The organism is uncultured Dechloromonas sp. (assembly GCF_945957265.1).
Lineage (GTDB): Bacteria > Pseudomonadota > Gammaproteobacteria > Burkholderiales > Rhodocyclaceae > Azonexus.
On the sequence record NZ_CAMFKO010000008.1, the window covers coordinates 75,478 to 93,248 of the forward strand.

Below are 17,771 nucleotides of genomic sequence, written 5' to 3' on the forward strand. Positions count from 1 at the left end.
TTTCGGCTGATGCTAGACGCCCGCTGCGGAACATGGTCATTCGTTGTTTAACATGCTATTTTCAAGTAGTCTGGCTCCGTCACAATTAGCCTGCTCGTCAGAAGCAGGGGGAAGCACCGTGGAGAAACAAACCAACTTTTTATCTGGCGACAGCTGGAGGAAGAAATTCCTAGGGGGCTTTGCACTTTGTGCAGTTCTAACTGGGTTAGCTTGGGTCGCAAGTTCGACCTACACAGAAAAGATGTTGCACTCTGCTTACGAGCAGCAACTCAAGCAGGGTGAGGAGCAACTTGAAAGTCTTAGCGAGAGTATCGAAGATGCTTTAGCCGCTATTTCCGGTATACCTGTGGTTCTGGCTCACGATGAAATGGTCCGGCGTGAACTTGCGGCGTTTGGTCCTGGTCGGCGCCCCTCTTCATCTTCGCGAGAACAAAATAAAGAGCGCTGGGAAAGCACTCCCTCACTCAAGCAATTAAGCCAGCGCTTTCATATCGCCGCCAAAAATCTAAGAGCGGATGTCGTATGGGTGCTGAATTCGGCGGGTGAATGTATTGCTGCCAGTAATCTTGGAACCCCCCTGAGTTTTATTGGTGGCAACTATTCCGACCGTCAGTATTTCCGGGACACGATAGAAGGGGGAGCGGGTCGCCAGTATGTCGTTGGTCGGCTAAGTCGGGTTCCCGGCCTGTACTTTGCGTCCCCAGTCATGCTCGAGGGGAAATTTGCCGGCTCCGTCATCGTAAAACGCGACTTAACCCATTTTGAACGCTGGACCCGGCAAATTGATGCCTTTATTACGGATGAACAAGGCGTCATCGTCCTGGCTCGGGAAAAAGGTCTTGAATTTCGAACACTCCCCTCGGCAAATCTGAATCACATTCCAAAAGACGTATTGGAGAAAACCTATCTCCGTTCGGAATTCAAGCCTTTGAACATTGAGAAGCGGCCGGAGAAGGCGTTGGCCAATCTTGTTTATTTGGATGGCGACCGGAAGATGCCGTACCTGTTCATCAGTGGAAAAGCATCGGAACATAGGTTTGCAGTTCACCTGCTCCAGCCCGTTCCAGAAATTGCACGCCTTGAGGAGCAGAAGCTACCCTTCTTCGCTCTGCTGGCCATTTCGAGCAGCCTGCTGGTGCTGGCCATTATTGCCTTGAAGCTGCATAACGCATCGCTTAAATGGGCAGAGCAAGAGGCTCAGCGAGTCAATCGCGAGCTTGAGGCTTTGGTAGAGCAGAGAACCAAGGACCTGGTATTAGCCAAAGAGCAGGCTGAAACCGCCAATCAATCCAAGAGCTCGTTCCTGGCCAACATGAGCCATGAAATTCGGACCCCGATGAACGCCATCATCGGTCTGTCGAATATCCTGCGCCGTAAGGAACAGGCACCAGATACCGCTGACAAGCTGACCAAAATCGAAGCTGCTGGAAGACATCTTCTTGCCATCATCAACGATATTCTCGACCTTTCTAAAATCGAGGCCGGCAAACTGGAATTGGCCGATGAAGCTATCCATATTCCAGCACTTGTAGCCAATGTCTGCTCGATGCTGGGGGAGTCCGCCGATTCCAAAGGAATCCAGCTCAGACACGAAATCGACACCCTCCCACCGTTACGAGGTGATTTGACCAGGGTGACACAGTCACTGCTCAATTTGGCAAGCAACGCAGTCAAGTTCACAAAAGTGGGTTCTGTTACCGTGAGAGCGCGTCGTATCACCGAAGATGACGACTCTGCCTTGGTTCGATTTGAGGTGGTGGATACTGGCATCGGTGTCGCCCCTGATATGCTGAATAAGCTCTTTTCACCCTTCCAGCAAGCAGATGCTTCGACTTCCCGTCAGTTTGGTGGAACAGGTTTGGGCCTGGTTATAACGAAACGCCTCGCGGAGTTGATGGATGGCGAAGCGGGTGTCGATAGTGTCCTGGGACAAGGCAGTACCTTCTGGTTTTCGGCATGCCTGAAAAAGGCATCAAAGGATGAGGCGACCCAGAATCAAGTCAATGAAGGGGAGGCTGCCAAGGCACTCAAGGAGCAGTTTTCCGGAGCTCGTGTATTGCTTGTCGAGGACGAGACGATTAACCAGCTTATCGCTCAAGAAAACCTGGACGATGTCGGCTTGCAGGTTGATGTGGCTTCAAATGGTCTCGAGGCAGTCGAGCGAATCCGACAAGCACCGTCAGGCACATATGCCGCCGTTTTGATGGACATGCAAATGCCCAAGATGGATGGCCTGGATGCCACGAGAGCCATACGCCAACTGCCTGCCACACAGAATTTACCCATTATCGCGATGACGGCAAATGCGTTTGACGAAGACCGTGAGCGTTGCCTGGCTGTGGGTATGAATGATTTTGTGGCCAAGCCGGTAGAGCCAGATAAGCTGTACGCCACTTTGCTGAAGTGGCTCAGGTAACTGCGTTCATTTCAGAGCATCAAAGCGCCAAATTAAGCAGTTGACCTATTCTGCAATTGCCCAACGGTTTGCCATGACTGGATTGGGCTTCAAAGCTGTCCTCGCCAAATGGAACATTAAACGGCAACTTCTGGCCGATTACCGTCTGTTACGGTTTCAACCCTTGGCCAATGATGGGTACGTTTGCCTTTGCCACCATTATTTCAGACTGAAGATTTAGTACGAGTAATGTAAGCCGGGAATTTTCACTCGCTAAGCCACGGTTCTCCGCTCGCAACGATTCCAAGTCCTTTCGTAGTTCAGCGATACGCCCCTTCGCAGTAACCAAAGCCGTATGCTTTTTCTGGCGCTGTATTAACAGGGTGCTCCCCACCGCTGCCCGGATTCGTTCAGCTACATCGGGATACTTTGTATGGATGAGGGTATGACTTACCCCAGCTGCTTTGGCCACCGCGCTGATTGAAATTCTTGGTGGTTTGGAGCCGGCGACTTCTGCCTTGGAGGCATCACGCTGAAGCTGTTTCAGGACGAGAAACAGGCGCTTTCGAGTCTCGTCAGATTGGCTCATTGTGGGACCTCCTCAGATTCAGGTTCTAACAGCCCATCCAGAACCGCATCAGCCCGCTTTAACGCGGCAAGCGCCTTGGTTCTGCCTCCTGGGCCAATATCATCCATTTCCAATAGTTCAAGTTGCTGGGCACGGATGCATTCCCAGATAGGGAGTTGGTTTTCGTCAATAACTGAGTTGCCACAATCGCCACAGCGGAAGGCCTCGAATAATCCCTGGCCACCACAGTCGTCGTTCTCTGCCAAGCACCAACTATGGCCAGTACCACGGATTTTCATGCCGTCACGAACGACTTCAAGAAATTCCTTTCTGGATTTGAAGACGATAGGCTCGTGATGCTTGCCAGCGTAGGCTTTGATTTTTGCGCCCAGGCCACCAGCTAGTCGGGCGCCAGGTTCTAACCAATCTTCGACCAGGGCCATATCGAAAATGTCATTTTCCTCTTCGAGCAATTCCAACAATTCTAAGTCTGCGTCGGAAAGCCCAGCATACCATTCGGTCATCAGGAGACTTGAATGCTTGAAATGGTGGCGCAGCGTAATCAGGTCAACACGAACCCCTTTGTTTAGGCGGACGACGATTACGGCATACGTTCTCCGGAAGCGGTGGGTGTGCAGCCGAGAACTTAACTGGATTCCCATCCTTTTCGCAAAGGCATTCAACTGCTTGTTGTGTGCGTAGGTTGCAGTCGAGCTAACTTGATTACCAGCGGTAAGGCTCAGGAAAAGGCGGTCAACGTTTCTTTCGAGTTCGAGGATTTCCAAGGCCAATTCGGCACGGCGTTCATCATGTGGAGGTAAGGCACAATAAGCAGCTTGGCTAAGCTTGAGCTGCTCACAGACTATTTTTCGTAGTGGCGCAGAGTGCCACTCAAGAATCTTTGCCGCCTGCTGGGCCACTTCGGGAGCCAGCCACTTAACGGGGCCGTCGCCAATTTTTCGAGTGGAGGACTTCAGCCAGTAGTACCGGATTCCGTCTTCAACCTTGTCATAGACGCAGCCAACTCTTGCATCTCCCAGTTCGTGGACCCTGCATCCCGTCGATTGAGCGAGCACGATGTAGGCGGCGGTTCGGATGTCATTTAGGCGGGATTCAAATGCATAGACATCCTCGAAACCAGCTTTCCTGACCTCTGGATGTTTTACTGACGCGCCCCAGTGCTGCCTACCGACCTCCACTTGCTGAGCATTCCAGTCATCTTCCAAGGCATCCCTCAGGGCAAGTACCCGACTTGCATCCTCCAGGACCTTCAGGGAGGCAGAGAATAAGGCTGCTGCTTCAGGCAAAGGGATTAGTTCGGTGCGTCGGGCCTCATCGGCTTCCGGTTCCCACAGCGGCCCAAGGGCTTTACTGGAAAGCTCTCTGGCGGCCTGGGCCGAGAAGCAATCATTCAGGTATTCGCGCATTTCGTAAACGCGCCGAAGAAGGGATACGTGATTCCCAATTGTTCGGTCATAGTTTCCTTCCGAACGCAGCTTCTCAATATAGCGAACAACATCGAATGGGGAGACGCTGGCGAAGTTGCCAATTCCTTGAGCATCGCACCATTTTGCAAAAGCATTCAGTGTCACGAAGCGTTTGGGAAGTGTGGCCGGTTCGAGACTAATACCCCCTGGCCGGGCAAACATCATGAATGCATGTAGAGCCCCTTTGAGCGAAGCCCTCCATGAGGCAGGTGCGCGCTCCCACAAAATAAACTTGTCGGCTTTTCCTCGCGCCGCATGTGGAAAGAGTGGGCGGAAGTCCCAAATCATGTCCCCGTACTTGGAGACCGTATGTTTAGAGCCGTCTGGCCCTGGCAAGTAGGTAATAACGAACGCGTTGCGAACGGCTGTCGGCAACGCTCGGATGTTTATCGTCGTCGCAGAATTCTTGCTCATTGCACAGAACCAATGGCCAAAGTTACTTCAGGGACGCGCCACATAGGGTGCGGAGTTTGCCTTGCTCTCGCCTTTTCACGGGCCACCAGTTCTGCGTCAAACCTGGGCGAAATGTCGCGGTCGATAATGCGCAGTATCCAGGCAAAGACTTTTTTCCAAATCTTACTGCCTATGCGGTCACGCTCTCCCAAAATGGCCCAGTAAAAGCTGAACAGTCGATATAGGTCATCACCAGTAATGACTTGTGACTTACAGCGGAAGCATGAAAGGAAGTCCACGCAAGGCTTACCATTCTTTGGCGCCAACTCTCCCTGGTAGGGGTCCCGGCAACCGGCTACGGGAGTGTGAGAGATAGTTTTGCCGGCAGCATCCAGCAGTGTTTCGACCAAGACTTCGCCTGCAAGTCGATGCTCTTCGAGCATATCCGGTGTTACTGCAAGATAACGCTCTGCAACGGCTGGGGTGTTCCCTGCCGAATGCGCCGTCGCCAGTAAGTCACCCCTTGAAGCCCGCCAGATACGATTCAGCTTCGTGTTTCTGAACAGTTGGCTGGTCATTTTCAGTGGGGAACCATCATCTCGACGGAGAGCATGCCGCACGGTGAACGACTGCGAAACTTGGCTCAAGTCCTCGACGCTTATGCCTCGAATGCCTCCCTCCTGGGTTTCAACAATCCAAAGTCTCTGGGCAATGTTCGGGTCGTCCGCTAGCGCCACAAGATGTGCCGTCTTATCCCGAAGTCTTTCGCAGATGCGGTAGACATCTAGGGACACCACTCTGGATTCCGTCGCCTCAAGGGGGGTGGCGATGTCTTTAGAGGCTCGACGCTTGGTAGTAATGAGTATCTTGCGATTCGTCCTGGGATGGTCAATGAATGCCTTCGAAAGGTCCCTAGGAATTTCAAGTAACGGGGTGGGATTCAGGCCAGTCTTCAGGAGGATTGCGAACGCACACAGACAAAGCTGAACTCTGAAGCTTCCAGGATGGGTTCCATCAAAGATTTCGCCGATTTCAGGTGCAAGCGCCTTGATGATGGCTTCACGCTCCCCGTCAGAGAGAGGTTGGATGTATCCCCGTCGGTTTTCTAGGGCAGTAGCCCGGGGAAAGGGATTCACCGGAAACAATTGTTCTGGAGGGGGGAGAAGCTTGCGGACACTTAAATCCTCGAGGATGACCTTCATCTTCGAATAAGTCGTTCTAGCGGTATTCAGCGACCATTTATCTCCATTGGGTTTCAAACGCAGCCTCAGCCAACCGACGAATGCCTCCACGAACCGCTTATCAATTGAAGCAGCAGTAACCTCTTTACCACTGACCGTTACTTGTTCCTGGCAGAACAGAAGCCAGTTCCGGAGCCCAGATTCAATCGTGCTTTTCATCGAATCCGGCTCTGGTCGCCCAGCTTTAATTAGCTGTCGCGTTGATTGGAGGCAGAGGGAAAGTATTTCGTCATAACCCAATCCAGCGTGGGATTCGAACGAGTAGACCCGCTCAATTCCATGGGGGAGCGAAAGAGTGATAGCCCAGATGACTTCCCGTCTTGTATCAACGGCGGGTAGAACAATAACTGGCATAGGGAGGTTGCCTCCCTGCGTAAAATCTTTCTTTCGAGCCATTATTAAGACGCCTTTTTGTTTTCCGGCTTATCGAGAAGTGCCAATGCAATAGCATCAATTTCTGCTTGGTACTTGGTCCCGTATTCGTCTTCTATCTCATCAATAAAATGCAGGTATCTGGAAGTCTGAGTGATTGATGAGTGGCCTAATAACCCCTTCAATAGAATGAGCGGCGAGCCTCGCAATTTTCCTGCTCGTTTCAGGTCTTCCAATGCTGCCAAGGTATGGGTAGCAAAGGTGTGCCTTAGCAGGTGTGGGTGGACATGGAAACCAAGCCGTTGGCCGAGTCGCTCCAAGGGCTTTCCGAACCCATCTGCCGTGAATCGTACGCCGTAACGGTTTAGAAAGAGCGCGGTGTCATCCATTGATGAATGCAGGCGCAGCATTTCCCGTGTTGTTTCTCGGTATTGCCACAACAAGTTCATACAGCTCACGGAGACACGCACAGTCCGGGCCTTGTTGTACTTTATGTCCATCTCTTTGGGATTAAGTCGAACTCGGACCGAGCGGAGATTGGGTGACAATTTCGAGCAATCGACAACGTAATGAGCCGGAAAGGAGGCTAGCTCCTCTGCTCTAAGGCCAGCCGAGAGACCCAGGTGAATGACCGCACGGTGAGTCGGGTTTCCGGCAGGCCGAGCGCCTTGTCCAGCGCCAGGACATCGATGCCTTCCATCGGGCAGGCGTCGACGCCGAGCGCGGCGGCAGCCTGCATCAGGTTGCCGAGGGCGATGTAGATCTGGCGGTCGGCCCAGGCGTCGGCATCGTTCAACTGGTCGCGATGCAGGCCGACATAGAAATTGCGCGAGTTGGCTTGCCCCGCCCTGGCCTCCGGCGTGGCGAAGCGGCCATCGGCGTCTTCCTGGGCGAGCAGGCCGTCCAGGTGCGCCGCGTCGAGCGCGGTACGGGCGCAGAAGACCACGACGTGCGAGGCGGCACGCACCTTGCCGGCGTTGTAGGCCAAAGCGCCGTCGAGCGTCGCGGCCAGCGTCTCCTTGCCGGCGTCGCTGCCGGCGATGACGAAGTGCCAGGGCTGGCTGTTCACCGACGACGGCGCGAAGCGCAGCACGGTCTTCAGGTCGCCCAGCACGCTGTCGGGAATCTTGCGGGCCGGGTCGAAAGCCTTGCAGGTGCGGCGTGTCGTGGCGATGTGGGCAACGTTCATGGGAGGCGTCCTTTTTATCGATATCTGTGTTGGAGGATTACGGCTGGCGCTGCGGCAGGTAGAATCGCGCTCCGCGCCACTTCGGTGGTCGACCGCCATTATCACCCAAGATTCCGAAACGCATGTCCGACTACTCAGCCTCTTCCATCCGCGTCCTCAAGGACCTCGAACCCGTCAAGGAACGTCCCGGGATGTACACCCGGACGACCTGCCCGACCCACATCGTGCAGGAAGTCATCGACAACGCGGCCGACGAGGCGCTGGCCGGCTACGCCAAGAAGATTTCCGTCGCCATCCGCGCCGACGGCGTCATCGAGGTCTCCGACAACGGCCGCGGCATCCCGGTCGAAATCCATCCGGAAGAAGGCAAGCCGGCGGTCGAGCTGGTCTTCTGCAAGCTGCACGCCGGCGGCAAGTTCAACAAGAAGGAATCGGGCAACGCCTACCGCTTCTCGGGCGGCCTGCACGGCGTCGGCGTGTCGGTGACCAATGCGCTGTCCACCCGGCTGGAGGTCGAGATCAAGCGCGGCGGCGGCGTCCATCGCATCGCCTTCGGCGACGGTTTCGTCGTCGAGCCGCTGGCCCGCATCGGCGAGGTCGGCCCGCGCACGACCGGCACGACGGTGCGCATCTCGCCGGACCCCAAGTATTTCGATTCGCCCAAGGTCAATCTCGGCCAGCTGGAGCACCTGCTGCGCTCCAAGGCCGTGCTGATGCCCAATGTCACGGTCGAACTGGAGATCGAGGGCCAGGAGAAAAAAACCTGGTGCTACCAGAACGGCATGGCCGACTACCTGGCCGAAATGATGGTCGGCTCGCCGGTGGCGCCGATTTTCGTTGGCGAGAAATACGTCGAAACGGAGAACGGCTTCTCGGTCGGCGAAGGCGCCACCTGGGCGCTGGCCTGGTTCGAGGAAGGCGGTGGCAAGCCGGAGAGCTACGTCAACCTGATTCCGACGCTCGATGGCGGCACGCATGAAGCCGGCCTGAAAGCCGGCGTCTTCGACGCGGTGAAGGCCTTCGCCGAGCACCACGCCATCCTGCCGGCCAAGGTCAAGCTGGCGCAGGAAGACGTCTGCGGCCGCATGACCTACCTACTCTCGGCCAAGGTGCTCGACCCGCAGTTCCAGGGCCAGACCAAGGAAAAGCTGACCAGCCGCGACGCCTACAAGCTGGTTTCGCAGATGGTGCGCGACCCCTTCGAGCTGTGGCTGAACAGCCATGCCGATTTCGGCAAGAAGATCGCCGAACTGGCGGTCAAGGCGGCGCAGAACCGCATGAAATCGACGCAGAAGGTCGAGAAGAAGAAGTCTTCCGGCATCGCCACCCTGCCCGGCAAGCTGACCGACTGCGAATCGGACGACATCTCGCGCAACGAAATCTTCCTGGTCGAGGGCGACTCGGCCGGCGGTTCCGCCAAGCAGGGCCGCGACAAGGAAACCCAGGCCGTGCTGCCGCTGCGCGGCAAGGTGCTCAACACCTGGGAAGTCGATCGCGACCAGCTGTTCAAGAACAACGAAGTGCATGACATCTCGGTCGCCGTCGGCGTCGACCCGCACGGCATCGACCAGATCGACACCGTCGACGTCTCCGGCCTGCGCTACGGCCGCATCATCGTCATGTCCGATGCCGACGTCGATGGCTCTCACATCCAGGTGCTGCTGTTCACGCTGTTCCTCAAGCACTTCCCGGCCCTGGTCGAGCGCGGCCACATCCACGTCGCGCAGCCGCCGCTGTTCCGCGTCGATGTCGAGGCGCGCGGCCATACGCGCAAGGTCTATTGCCTGGACGAAGCCGAAAAGGAGCAGACCCTGCACAAGCTGCGCGAGGAAGGCGTCAACGACAACAAGATCTCGGTCTCCCGCTTCAAGGGCCTCGGCGAAATGAACCCCGACCAGCTGTGGGAAACCACGCTGTGCCCGGATACCCGCCGCCTCGTGCCCTTCCAGGCCGAGCGCGAGACCATCAAACAGATGCACCGCACCTTCACGCTGCTCATGGGCAAGGGCGAAGCCTCCGGCCGCCGGGCCTGGATGGAGAAGGACGGCGGCATGGTCGAGGCCGACGTCTGAGCGGAAACAGCTTGCAACACTTTCAGCCGTAGCGGAAATAGCTGGATTACATGTTTGCGCTTTAATGGTTTCCAGAGCGGAATGTTCCGCCGGAAACGATCAAGGAGTGCATCATGTTGAAGAATAAAAAACTGCGTTTTGTCGCCGCCCTGGTACTGGGCGCCGGTGTTGCCGCCCTCTCGGCCCCGAGCTTCGCCCAACGCGGCGGTTGCATGGGTGATGGCCCGATGGGCGCCAGGGCTGCCGACGGCCGCTTTGCCGACCGCATGCAGCAGCACCAGCAACGCCTGCACGACGCGCTGAAGCTGACACCGCAACAGGAAGGCGCGTGGAGCAAGTTCCAGGAATCCCACCCTTTCGCCGGCAAAGCCAATCGCCCCGACCCGGCCGACATGGCCAAGCTGACCGCGCCGGAACGTGCCGAAAAGATGCTGGAGATGCAAAAGCAGCATCAGGACGCCATGGGCAAGCACGTGGTCGCGATGAAGGACTTCTACGCCCAGCTGACGCCTGAACAGAAGAAGGTTTTCGACGAGCATGGCCAGATGGGCAAGCGCGGCCAACGCGGCGGCATGCGCGGTCCCGGCCCGCAAGGCCCGGCCACCCCGCCGCCGGCGAACTGATGCCCGACATCGGGCGGGCGTTCCGGCCCTGGTCCTGATTCGCTGCCGATCGAACCGGCCGGCCATGCCGCGAGGCATGGCCGGCCTTTTCGTTTCCGGCGTCCGGCTGGAACCGCCGCCCGTCGCCCATTGCCAAACTGAAACCCCGGGCAGACAGCTCGCGTCAATATCGACTATTTTCGTGCCACCCCACAATATCCGCGCCGCTCGTTCGTCTACCCAGGCATGGATACGTCGCTTTCCTTTCCTCCGCCCTACGCAAAGACCATCCCCATGGCCGAACAGAACCGGCGCCTGACCGAAACCGTTGCCCGCGAAAGCGGGCGGCTGGGGAGCTTCATCCGTCGGCGGGTGCCCGATCCGGGTGAGGCTGAGGACATCCTGCAGGACGTCTTCTTCGAGCTGGTCGAGGCCTGGCGCCTGCCGGAGCCGATCGAGCAGGTCGGCGCCTGGCTGTTCCGGGTGGCGCGCAACCGTATCGTCGACCGCTTTCGCAAGCGGCGCGAGGAGCCCTTGCCGACCGCCGGGCCGGATGCCGACGACGAGACTGCGCCCTGGCTGGAGAACGCCCTGCCGGCCAACGACGGCGGCCCCGAGGCGGCGCACCTGCGGCGCCTGTGGCTGGAGGCCATCGCCGAGGCGCTCGACGAGTTGCCGCCGGGGCCGCGCGACACCTTCATCGCCCACGAGCTGGACGGGCGCAGCTTCAAGGAAATGGCCGCCGACAGCGGCACGCCCGTGAATACCCTGCTCGGCTGGAAACGGCAGGCAGTCCTCCATTTGCGCGACCGCCTGCGGCCGCTTTACGACGAACAATCCTGAACGAGGTATCACCATGATGAAATGCTCCACCGACAAATCCGGCTGCGTGTCGCGCTGCCTCAAGATCGGCGCGATGGTCGCGGCCGGCATCGCCGCCGTCACCTGGGTCGTCATGCAGTTGTGGAACTGCCTGCTGCCCGATCTGTTTTCCGGCGTGTCGCCCATCGGCTACTGGCAGGCGCTCGGCGTCCTGGCGCTCAGCCGGATACTCTTCGGCGGGCTGCGCGGCGGCTGCCACGGCCACTGGCGCGAACGCCGCGCCCGCTGGGAAGGCATGACGCCCGAGGAACGCCAGCAGCTCAAGGGGCGCTTCGGAAGCCGCTGGCGCGACTGCTGCTCATCGGGCAAGACCGAAGCTGCATCCGGCTCCGCTGACAAGCCGTCTGAAAACACCTGAGCCATAGCCCTTGCCGCCGTCCGGTTGCCACCGGGCGGCGACTGAGCGAGCCAGCCTCCCCAAAACAGCGACCGGCCCGGCCGGTACGCCCACAACGAACCGAAACCCATGTCCATGCCCCAAGCCCTGCCTCGATCCTCGAGCGCCCCGCCGGCCCTGCCGGGCCATTTGCGCCGCGCGCTGTGGCGCATCCTGCCGCTGATCGCCGCCCTCCATGCCTACATCGGCTGGCGCCTGCTGCCGCCGCTCGATCCCGATGCCGCGGGCTGGGCGCTGGCCATCGGCGGCCTGGCCGTCTCCACCTGCCTCGTGCCGCTCGGCCTGCTCGCCCGCTTCGTGATCGAGCGCCAGGCCTTGGCCGACCGGCTGGCATGGGCGGGCAGCCTGGCCATGGGATTTTTCTCGTCGCTGCTGGTGTTGACGCTACTGCGCGATCTCGCGCTGTTCTTCGCCGCTGCCCCCGCCCTGGGCGCAGCGACGGCGCTAGCCGTCCCTGGCCTGGCCTGCTTGTTTACGCTGGTCGGCTACATCAACGCCCGGCAGGTGGCGCGCATCGTCGAGATCGACATTCCGCTGGCCAACTTGCCGCCGGAACTGGCGGGATTCACCATCGTCCAGCTCAGCGACATCCATGTCGGGCCGACCATCAAGCAGGACTACGTGCAGGCCATCGTCGACCGGGTCAATCGGCTCGATGCCGACCTGGTCGCCATCACCGGCGACGTGGTCGATGGCGACGTCCGGCAGCTGCGCCCGCACACCGCGCCGCTCGGCGGCCTGCGCAGCCGGCATGGCAGCTATTGGGTGACCGGCAACCACGAGTACTATTCCGGCGCCGCTGCCTGGATGCGCGAGTTCGAGCGGATCGGATTGCGCGGCCTGCACAACCGGCACGTGGTCATCGAGCATCGCGGCGCCCGTTTCGTGCTGGCCGGCGTCACCGACTATTCCGCCGGCGCCTTCGATGCCGGCCAGGCCAGCGACCCGGCCGCCGCCCTGGCCGGCAGCCCGCCCGACCTGCCGCGCATCCTGCTCGCCCACCAGCCGCGTTCGGCAACGGCCGCCGCAGCAGCCGGCTTCGACCTGCAGCTGTCCGGCCACACGCACGGCGGCCAGTTCTGGCCCTGGAACCACTTCGTGCCCATGCAGCAACCATTTACCGCCGGCCTGCACCGGCTCGGCCGGCTGGCGGTCTATACCAGCCGCGGCACCGGCTACTGGGGGCCGCCCAAGCGCTTCGGCGCGCCGTCGGAAATCACAGTGCTGCGCCTGGTCGCCGCCAGCTGAACCCCGGGGTACACAAGCACGCAACACAGATACGATCCGTCACCATCCGATCTCGCAGGCATCCGGCGGCAGGCGCTAGAATGGCGCCTTTCGCCATTTGCCCGGGTTCATCGTGTCTATTCGCCCCTTCTGGAAACGCTCCCTGCCCTTTGCCGCGCTGATTGGCGGCCTGCTGATGCTGGCGGGCTGCGCCAGCCTGGGTGGCAAACCGCAGGCCCAGCCGGCTCCGGCGGCCAAACCGAAAATCGGCCTGGCCCTCGGCGGCGGCGCGGCACGCGGCTTTGCCCATATCGGGGTGATCAAGATGCTGGAATCGCATGGCATCTACCCGGACTACGTGGTCGGCACCAGCGCCGGCGCCGTCGTCGGTTCGCTCTACGCGGCCGGCTACGATGCCTACGCCATGCAGAAGATCGCCCAGCAGCTCGACGAGAAGGTGTTCGCCGACTGGACCCTGGGCGGACGCGGCCTGCTCAAGGGCGAGGCGCTGCAGGAATTCATCAACCAGCACCTCAACAAGCGCCCGATCGAGAAGCTCAACCGCCCCTTCGCCACCGTCGCCACCGACCTCAACAGCGGCGAGCGCGTCGTCTTCCGCACCGGCGATACCGGCATGGCGGTGCGCGCCTCGGCCGCCGTGCCCGGCGTTTTCCAGCCGACGCAGTTCCGCGGCCACAGCTACGTGGACGGCGGCCTGACCAGCCCGGTGCCGGTGCAGGCCGCCCGCGAGATGGGGGCCGACATCGTCATCGCCGTCGACATCTCGGCCAGGCCCGAAGGCCAGCCGACCGACAGCCTGACCGGCATCGTCTGGCAAACCACCACCATCATGGGCGGCGCCATCGCCGCCAACGAGCTGCGCGGCGCCGATGTCGTCATCCGTCCCAAGCTGCCCTACGTCAAGTCCTGGGACTTCACCGCCCGCAACGACGCCATGCTCGAAGGCGAACGCGCCGCCCAGGCCGCGCTGCCCGCCATCAAGCAGAAACTGGCGCACTGACGGCGCCGTGTCCCCAAAGCGTCACGAATTTCTGCCAGAATTCATCCTTTAGACCCAACCGCGGATTCACCATGACCTACAAAGTCTTTGTCGATGGCCAGGAAGGCACCACCGGCCTGCAGATCAACGAATACCTCGCCCAGCGCAGCGATGTCGAAGTCCTCAAGATCGACGCCGACAAGCGCAAGGACCTGGCCGAGCGCAAGCGCCTGATCAACGCCTCCGACGTGACTTTCCTGTGCCTGCCGGACGAGGCGGCCAAGGAGTCGGTGTCGCTGGTCGATAACCCGAACACCTGCGTGATCGACGCGTCGACCGCGCACCGCGTCAACCCGGCGTGGACCTTCGGCCTGCCCGAGCTGGCCAAGGAGCAGCGCGCCAAGATCAAGGCCTCCAAGCGCATCGCCAACCCGGGCTGCCACGCCACCGCCTTCATCCTCGCCCTGCGCCCGCTGGTCGAAGCCGGCCTGCTGCCGGCCGCGACGCAGGTCGCCGCCAACTCGATCACCGGCTATTCCGGCGGCGGCAAGTCCATGATCGCCGATTACGAGAAGGCCAGCCAAAGCCCGACCCAGCTCAAGGCACCCCGTCCCTACGCGCTGGCCCTGGCCCACAAGCACCTGCCGGAAATGCAGGCCTATACCGGCCTGAGCGTGGCGCCGATCTTCCAGCCCATCGTCGGGCCGTTCTACAAGGGCCTGGCCGTCAGCGCCTACCTGCAGCCGCAGCAATTCACCCGCCCGGCTTCGCCGGCCGACGTGCAGAAGATCATCGCCGACTACTACGCCGGCGAGCGCTTCATCAACGTGCTGCCGGTCGATCTGGCCGCCACCACCGACGGTGGCTTCTACAACGTCGAGGCCAACAACGACACCAACCGTGTGGACATCGCCGTCTTCGGCAACGACGAGCGGATGATGATCATTGCCCGCCTCGACAACCTCGGCAAGGGCGCCTCCGGTGCTGCGGTGCAAGCCATGAACGTGCACCTGGGCGTCGAGGAAAGCCTCGGCCTGGTTTGAGCCGGTCTTCCCGGACGAAAAAGGGCGGCCGACCGGCCGCCCTTTTCTTTTGCCGGTACTGACGCCTATCGGCTGCCGCGGAGTCCGTCGGCGTAGTCGCGCACATATTGCAGGCTGGCCTGATCCAGCACCTGGGCGATGCGTTCGCTGCTGGTGGCGACGTGCTGCGCCGACTTGCCCTCGCGACGATCGGCTTTCCCCAGTTCGGCGATGGCGCTCTCGAAGAATATCCACTGATTCCGGGCCAGGCCGATCGCTTCGCGGCTGGCGGGCGAGTTCTCGCGCGCTGCATCCAGTTCCTGCAAACCGCTGGCGAACTCCTTGCGCGCCTGCTCGATATCGACCGCGACACCTTGCGTATGCTTGCCGCCGTAAGCCTGAAGGTAAAGGCGCGCCAGGCGCTGCGACAGCATGTTGAGGCGCGAAGAAAGGTCGAGCAGTCGGCCGACCGGCGTTTCGCTCTCGCCTTCGATCAACATGGCCAGCTTTCCGGCATGCGTCATCAGTTCGTCGGCGAGCAGGCCGACCCCCTCGGCCGATGCAGCATCCGGCGCCTTCTTCAGCGCCACGCGCATTTCCTGCCACAGGGCTTCGCTGCGCGCGTAAGTCCGCTGGATGCCGGACTTGCGCGCCTGGCGTGCCAGCCGTGCGAACTCCGCATCGACATCGCCGATTCCCTGGTCGATCTGCTGCCTCGCCGCCCCGCCATTCAGGCCGATCCCCGACTGCAAGTAAAGCTTGGCCAGCCGCTGCGACTGCATGCGGACCCTGCCGGCGCTGGCGATATCCTGAGCGAGCACGGCCGCATCGGCCTGCTTCACGGCGGCAACCGGCTGGGCGATGGCATGGGTGGCTGGCGCCGCGAGCAGCAACGACGACGACAGGAAAAGAGCACCGGAAAAACGGATGAAGCCAGCTTGGGGCATATTGAAACAATGTAAATGGTTAGCGGGGTGCGCATTGGAACATCCCAATGTTTCACGGCTTTGACATGCATCCCGCATCCCCTATCATGGGACACTCCGCAACTCCTCCTTGGAAGCCCCGGTGCCCACCACTCCGCCCGCATTCCCCTTTGCACTTTGCCTTGCCACGGCCCTGATGCTGTGCGGGGCGAGCGCGTCGGCCCAGTCGGTGCTGATCGACAGCCGCAGTGCAACCTACGGCAACCCATGGCCGGCCAGCAGCACCAAAGGCCCCACCGCCACCACCCTCAACACCCGGACGCTGGTCACCTTCAACAGCCTGCCTGCCCAGGGCGACTACGAAGTGATCGGCCGCATCGAAGTCTATTCACGCTGGTTCGGCAGTACCCGCAAAGCGATGGCCCTGCTCGGCGAAAAAGCACGCAGCATGGGCGCCAACGCCGTGGTCGAGAGCGGCGTCTGGCTGGCGCCGGCCTTCCCCGCCACCGTCGCACCGCACGGCACCGGCATCGCCGTGCGCATCAACGACCATCAACTCCTCGAAAAGCTGGCCGATGCCGCCAGCACATGGGAATGAGCATGCCTTTCGTGATCGGACACATCACCGTCAAAGACCCGGCCAAATGGGCCCAGTACCGCGCCCAGGTGCCGGCCACCCTGGCTCCCTGGCAGGCGGAGCTGGTTTTTCGCGGCGAACGGCTGGCCGTACTCGGCGGCGAGCACCGGCACAGCGATACCGTGGTCATCCGCTTTCCCTCCCCGGAGGCTGTCGATGGCTGGTACAACTCCCCGGCCTACCAGGCGCTGATCCCGCTGCGCCAGGAAGCGGCGGATCTCGATCTGGTCAGTTTTTCGGAAACCTGAAGCAGACCTCGCCCCGTCATCCGTTGATGGCATGATGCCGGGGCCGAGCCAACCGCCACGAGGCCAAACGATGCCGGACCATACACTACCCCCTCCCGTTAGCCTGGCCCTGCAGGGCGGCGGCGCGCATGGCGCCTTTACCTGGGGCGTGCTCGACGCGCTGCTGGAGGACGGGCGCTTTCGCTTCGACGGCGTCAGCGGAACCAGCGCCGGCGCGATGAACGCGCTGTGCCTCGCCCATGGCCTGATGGTCGGCGGGCCGGCAGGCGCCCGCGAGGCGCTGGAACGCTTCTGGCTGGCCGTCGCCGACTCATCTCCCTTCCCGGCGGCCGGCGATGCCGGCATGGAAGTGCCGCAGGCCCTGAAGATGATGCTCAAGTGGACCGACTACCTGACCCCGGAGCAGCTGAATCCGCTCGACCTCAATCCGTTGCGCGACATCATTGCCGGGCAGTTCGATTTCGAGCGTCTGCGCCGCGCCAGCCCGGTGCGGCTATTCATCGCCGCCACCCACGCCAACTCCGGCCAGCTGCGTATCTTCCACAACCACGAACTGACACCCGACGCCCTGCTCGCCTCGGCCTGTCTGCCGACCATCCACCGTAGCGTCATGATCGACGGCGAACCGTACTGGGACGGCGGCTACAGCGCCAACCCGGCCGTTTTTCCGCTGCTTTGGGAATGCTCGGCCTCCGACCTGCTGCTCGTCCTGCTCACCCCGCTGCGTTACGCCGAAACGCCCGATTCCGCCCAGAAAATCCGCGACCGCCTGCGCGAACTGTCGTTCAACGCCACCTTTCTACGCGAAATGCGCACGCTGGCCCACATGCGCCAGCACATCGAACCGAGTCGCCTGCCCGGCTGGCTGCTCGCGCTGTTGCCGCAGGCACGCCTTGAGCGCCGCCTGGCGTCGGTACGTTTCCACGCCATCAGTGCCGACCACGTGCTCGGCGCCCTGCCCGCCGACAGCAAGCTGGCCGTCAACCGGCCCTTCTTCGAGCAATTGCGCGACCAGGGTCGTGACCATGCCAGGCGCTGGCTGGAACTGTCGGCCCCCGATCTTGGCCGCGCATCGACCCTCGACCTGGCCCGGGTGTTTTACTGAACACGACG

At 60.8% G+C, this 17,771-nt stretch carries 17 protein-coding genes; 11 read left to right on the forward strand and 6 right to left on the reverse strand.

Annotated elements, in window-relative coordinates; translation table 11 throughout:
- Positions 1-118 precede the first annotated feature (118 nt).
- Complete coding sequence (locus Q0P59_RS06465) at positions 119-2,416, forward strand: response regulator (protein ID WP_295004778.1); 2,298 nt, start codon at positions 119-121, stop codon at positions 2,414-2,416.
- Between the two features lie 148 nt (positions 2,417-2,564).
- On the opposite strand, the gene Q0P59_RS06470 is transcribed toward Q0P59_RS06465, so the two are convergent.
- The 5 genes from Q0P59_RS06470 to nfsB all read right to left on the reverse strand — a co-directional run bounded on the left by Q0P59_RS06470 (position 2,565) and on the right by nfsB (position 7,645).
- The gene (locus tag Q0P59_RS06470) at positions 2,565-2,984 is read right to left on the reverse strand and encodes a hypothetical protein (protein WP_295004780.1); all 420 of its coding nucleotides are present in this window, start codon (positions 2,982-2,984) and stop codon (positions 2,565-2,567) included.
- On the reverse strand, positions 2,981-4,864 hold the full coding sequence (locus tag Q0P59_RS06475) for a tyrosine-type recombinase/integrase (protein WP_295004783.1): 1,884 nt from the start codon (positions 4,862-4,864) through the stop codon (positions 2,981-2,983). The genes Q0P59_RS06470 and Q0P59_RS06475 overlap by 4 nt, the downstream gene beginning before the upstream one ends.
- The gene (locus tag Q0P59_RS06480; protein WP_295004785.1) at positions 4,861-6,243 is read right to left on the reverse strand and encodes a hypothetical protein; all 1,383 of its coding nucleotides are present in this window, start codon (positions 6,241-6,243) and stop codon (positions 4,861-4,863) included. Before Q0P59_RS06480 ends, Q0P59_RS06475 begins: the two co-directional genes overlap by 4 nt.
- 239 nt (positions 6,244-6,482) lie before the next feature.
- Positions 6,483-7,085 carry a tyrosine-type recombinase/integrase gene (locus Q0P59_RS06485; protein ID WP_366090382.1) on the reverse strand — a complete coding sequence of 201 codons (603 nt, stop codon included), beginning with the start codon at positions 7,083-7,085 and terminating at the stop codon, positions 6,483-6,485.
- Positions 7,043-7,645: an oxygen-insensitive NAD(P)H nitroreductase gene (gene nfsB / locus Q0P59_RS06490; protein WP_295004787.1), complete on the reverse strand. Its 603-nt coding sequence runs from the start codon at positions 7,643-7,645 to the stop codon at positions 7,043-7,045. Before nfsB ends, Q0P59_RS06485 begins: the two co-directional genes overlap by 43 nt.
- A gap of 122 nt (positions 7,646-7,767) precedes the next feature.
- Between nfsB and parE the strand changes: the two genes are divergently transcribed.
- The 7 genes from parE (at position 7,768) to argC (ending at position 14,868) form a co-directional block, all read left to right on the forward strand.
- Complete coding sequence (gene parE, locus Q0P59_RS06495; RefSeq protein ID WP_295004789.1) at positions 7,768-9,717, forward strand: DNA topoisomerase IV subunit B; 1,950 nt, start codon at positions 7,768-7,770, stop codon at positions 9,715-9,717.
- A gap of 113 nt (positions 9,718-9,830) precedes the next feature.
- Complete coding sequence (locus Q0P59_RS06500) at positions 9,831-10,340, forward strand: Spy/CpxP family protein refolding chaperone (protein WP_295004791.1); 510 nt, start codon at positions 9,831-9,833, stop codon at positions 10,338-10,340.
- Positions 10,341-10,613: 273 nt separating this feature from the next.
- Positions 10,614-11,162 (forward strand): sigma-70 family RNA polymerase sigma factor, encoded by a 549-nt coding sequence (locus tag Q0P59_RS06505; protein ID WP_295004793.1) that lies wholly within the window; start codon positions 10,614-10,616, stop codon positions 11,160-11,162.
- A gap of 13 nt (positions 11,163-11,175) precedes the next feature.
- Positions 11,176-11,559, forward strand: a complete 384-nt coding sequence (locus Q0P59_RS06510) for a hypothetical protein (protein ID WP_295004795.1) — start codon at positions 11,176-11,178, stop codon at positions 11,557-11,559.
- 108 nt (positions 11,560-11,667) lie between these two features.
- Positions 11,668-12,846, forward strand: coding sequence for a metallophosphoesterase (locus tag Q0P59_RS06515; RefSeq protein ID WP_295004797.1), 1,179 nt, complete (start codon positions 11,668-11,670; stop codon positions 12,844-12,846).
- Positions 12,847-12,958: 112 nt separating this feature from the next.
- Positions 12,959-13,846: a patatin-like phospholipase family protein gene (locus Q0P59_RS06520; protein WP_295004799.1), complete on the forward strand. Its 888-nt coding sequence runs from the start codon at positions 12,959-12,961 to the stop codon at positions 13,844-13,846.
- 71 nt (positions 13,847-13,917) lie between these two features.
- Positions 13,918-14,868 carry an N-acetyl-gamma-glutamyl-phosphate reductase gene (gene argC, locus Q0P59_RS06525; RefSeq protein ID WP_295004801.1) on the forward strand — a complete coding sequence of 317 codons (951 nt, stop codon included), beginning with the start codon at positions 13,918-13,920 and terminating at the stop codon, positions 14,866-14,868.
- 65 nt (positions 14,869-14,933) lie between these two features.
- On the opposite strand, the gene Q0P59_RS06530 is transcribed toward argC, so the two are convergent.
- Positions 14,934-15,794, reverse strand: coding sequence for a type IV pili methyl-accepting chemotaxis transducer N-terminal domain-containing protein (locus tag Q0P59_RS06530; RefSeq protein ID WP_295004803.1), 861 nt, complete (start codon positions 15,792-15,794; stop codon positions 14,934-14,936).
- 121 nt (positions 15,795-15,915) lie between these two features.
- Between Q0P59_RS06530 and Q0P59_RS06535 the strand changes: the two genes are divergently transcribed.
- From Q0P59_RS06535 to Q0P59_RS06545, 3 genes are all read left to right on the forward strand, one after another.
- The gene (locus Q0P59_RS06535; protein WP_295004805.1) at positions 15,916-16,371 is read left to right on the forward strand and encodes a hypothetical protein; all 456 of its coding nucleotides are present in this window, start codon (positions 15,916-15,918) and stop codon (positions 16,369-16,371) included.
- A 2-nt stretch (positions 16,372-16,373) separates the two neighbouring features.
- Positions 16,374-16,658: a DUF1330 domain-containing protein gene (locus Q0P59_RS06540; protein WP_366090375.1), complete on the forward strand. Its 285-nt coding sequence runs from the start codon at positions 16,374-16,376 to the stop codon at positions 16,656-16,658.
- 70 nt (positions 16,659-16,728) lie between these two features.
- Positions 16,729-17,763, forward strand: coding sequence for a patatin-like phospholipase family protein (locus Q0P59_RS06545; protein ID WP_295004809.1), 1,035 nt, complete (start codon positions 16,729-16,731; stop codon positions 17,761-17,763).
- The last annotated feature ends 8 nt before the right edge of the window (positions 17,764-17,771 follow it).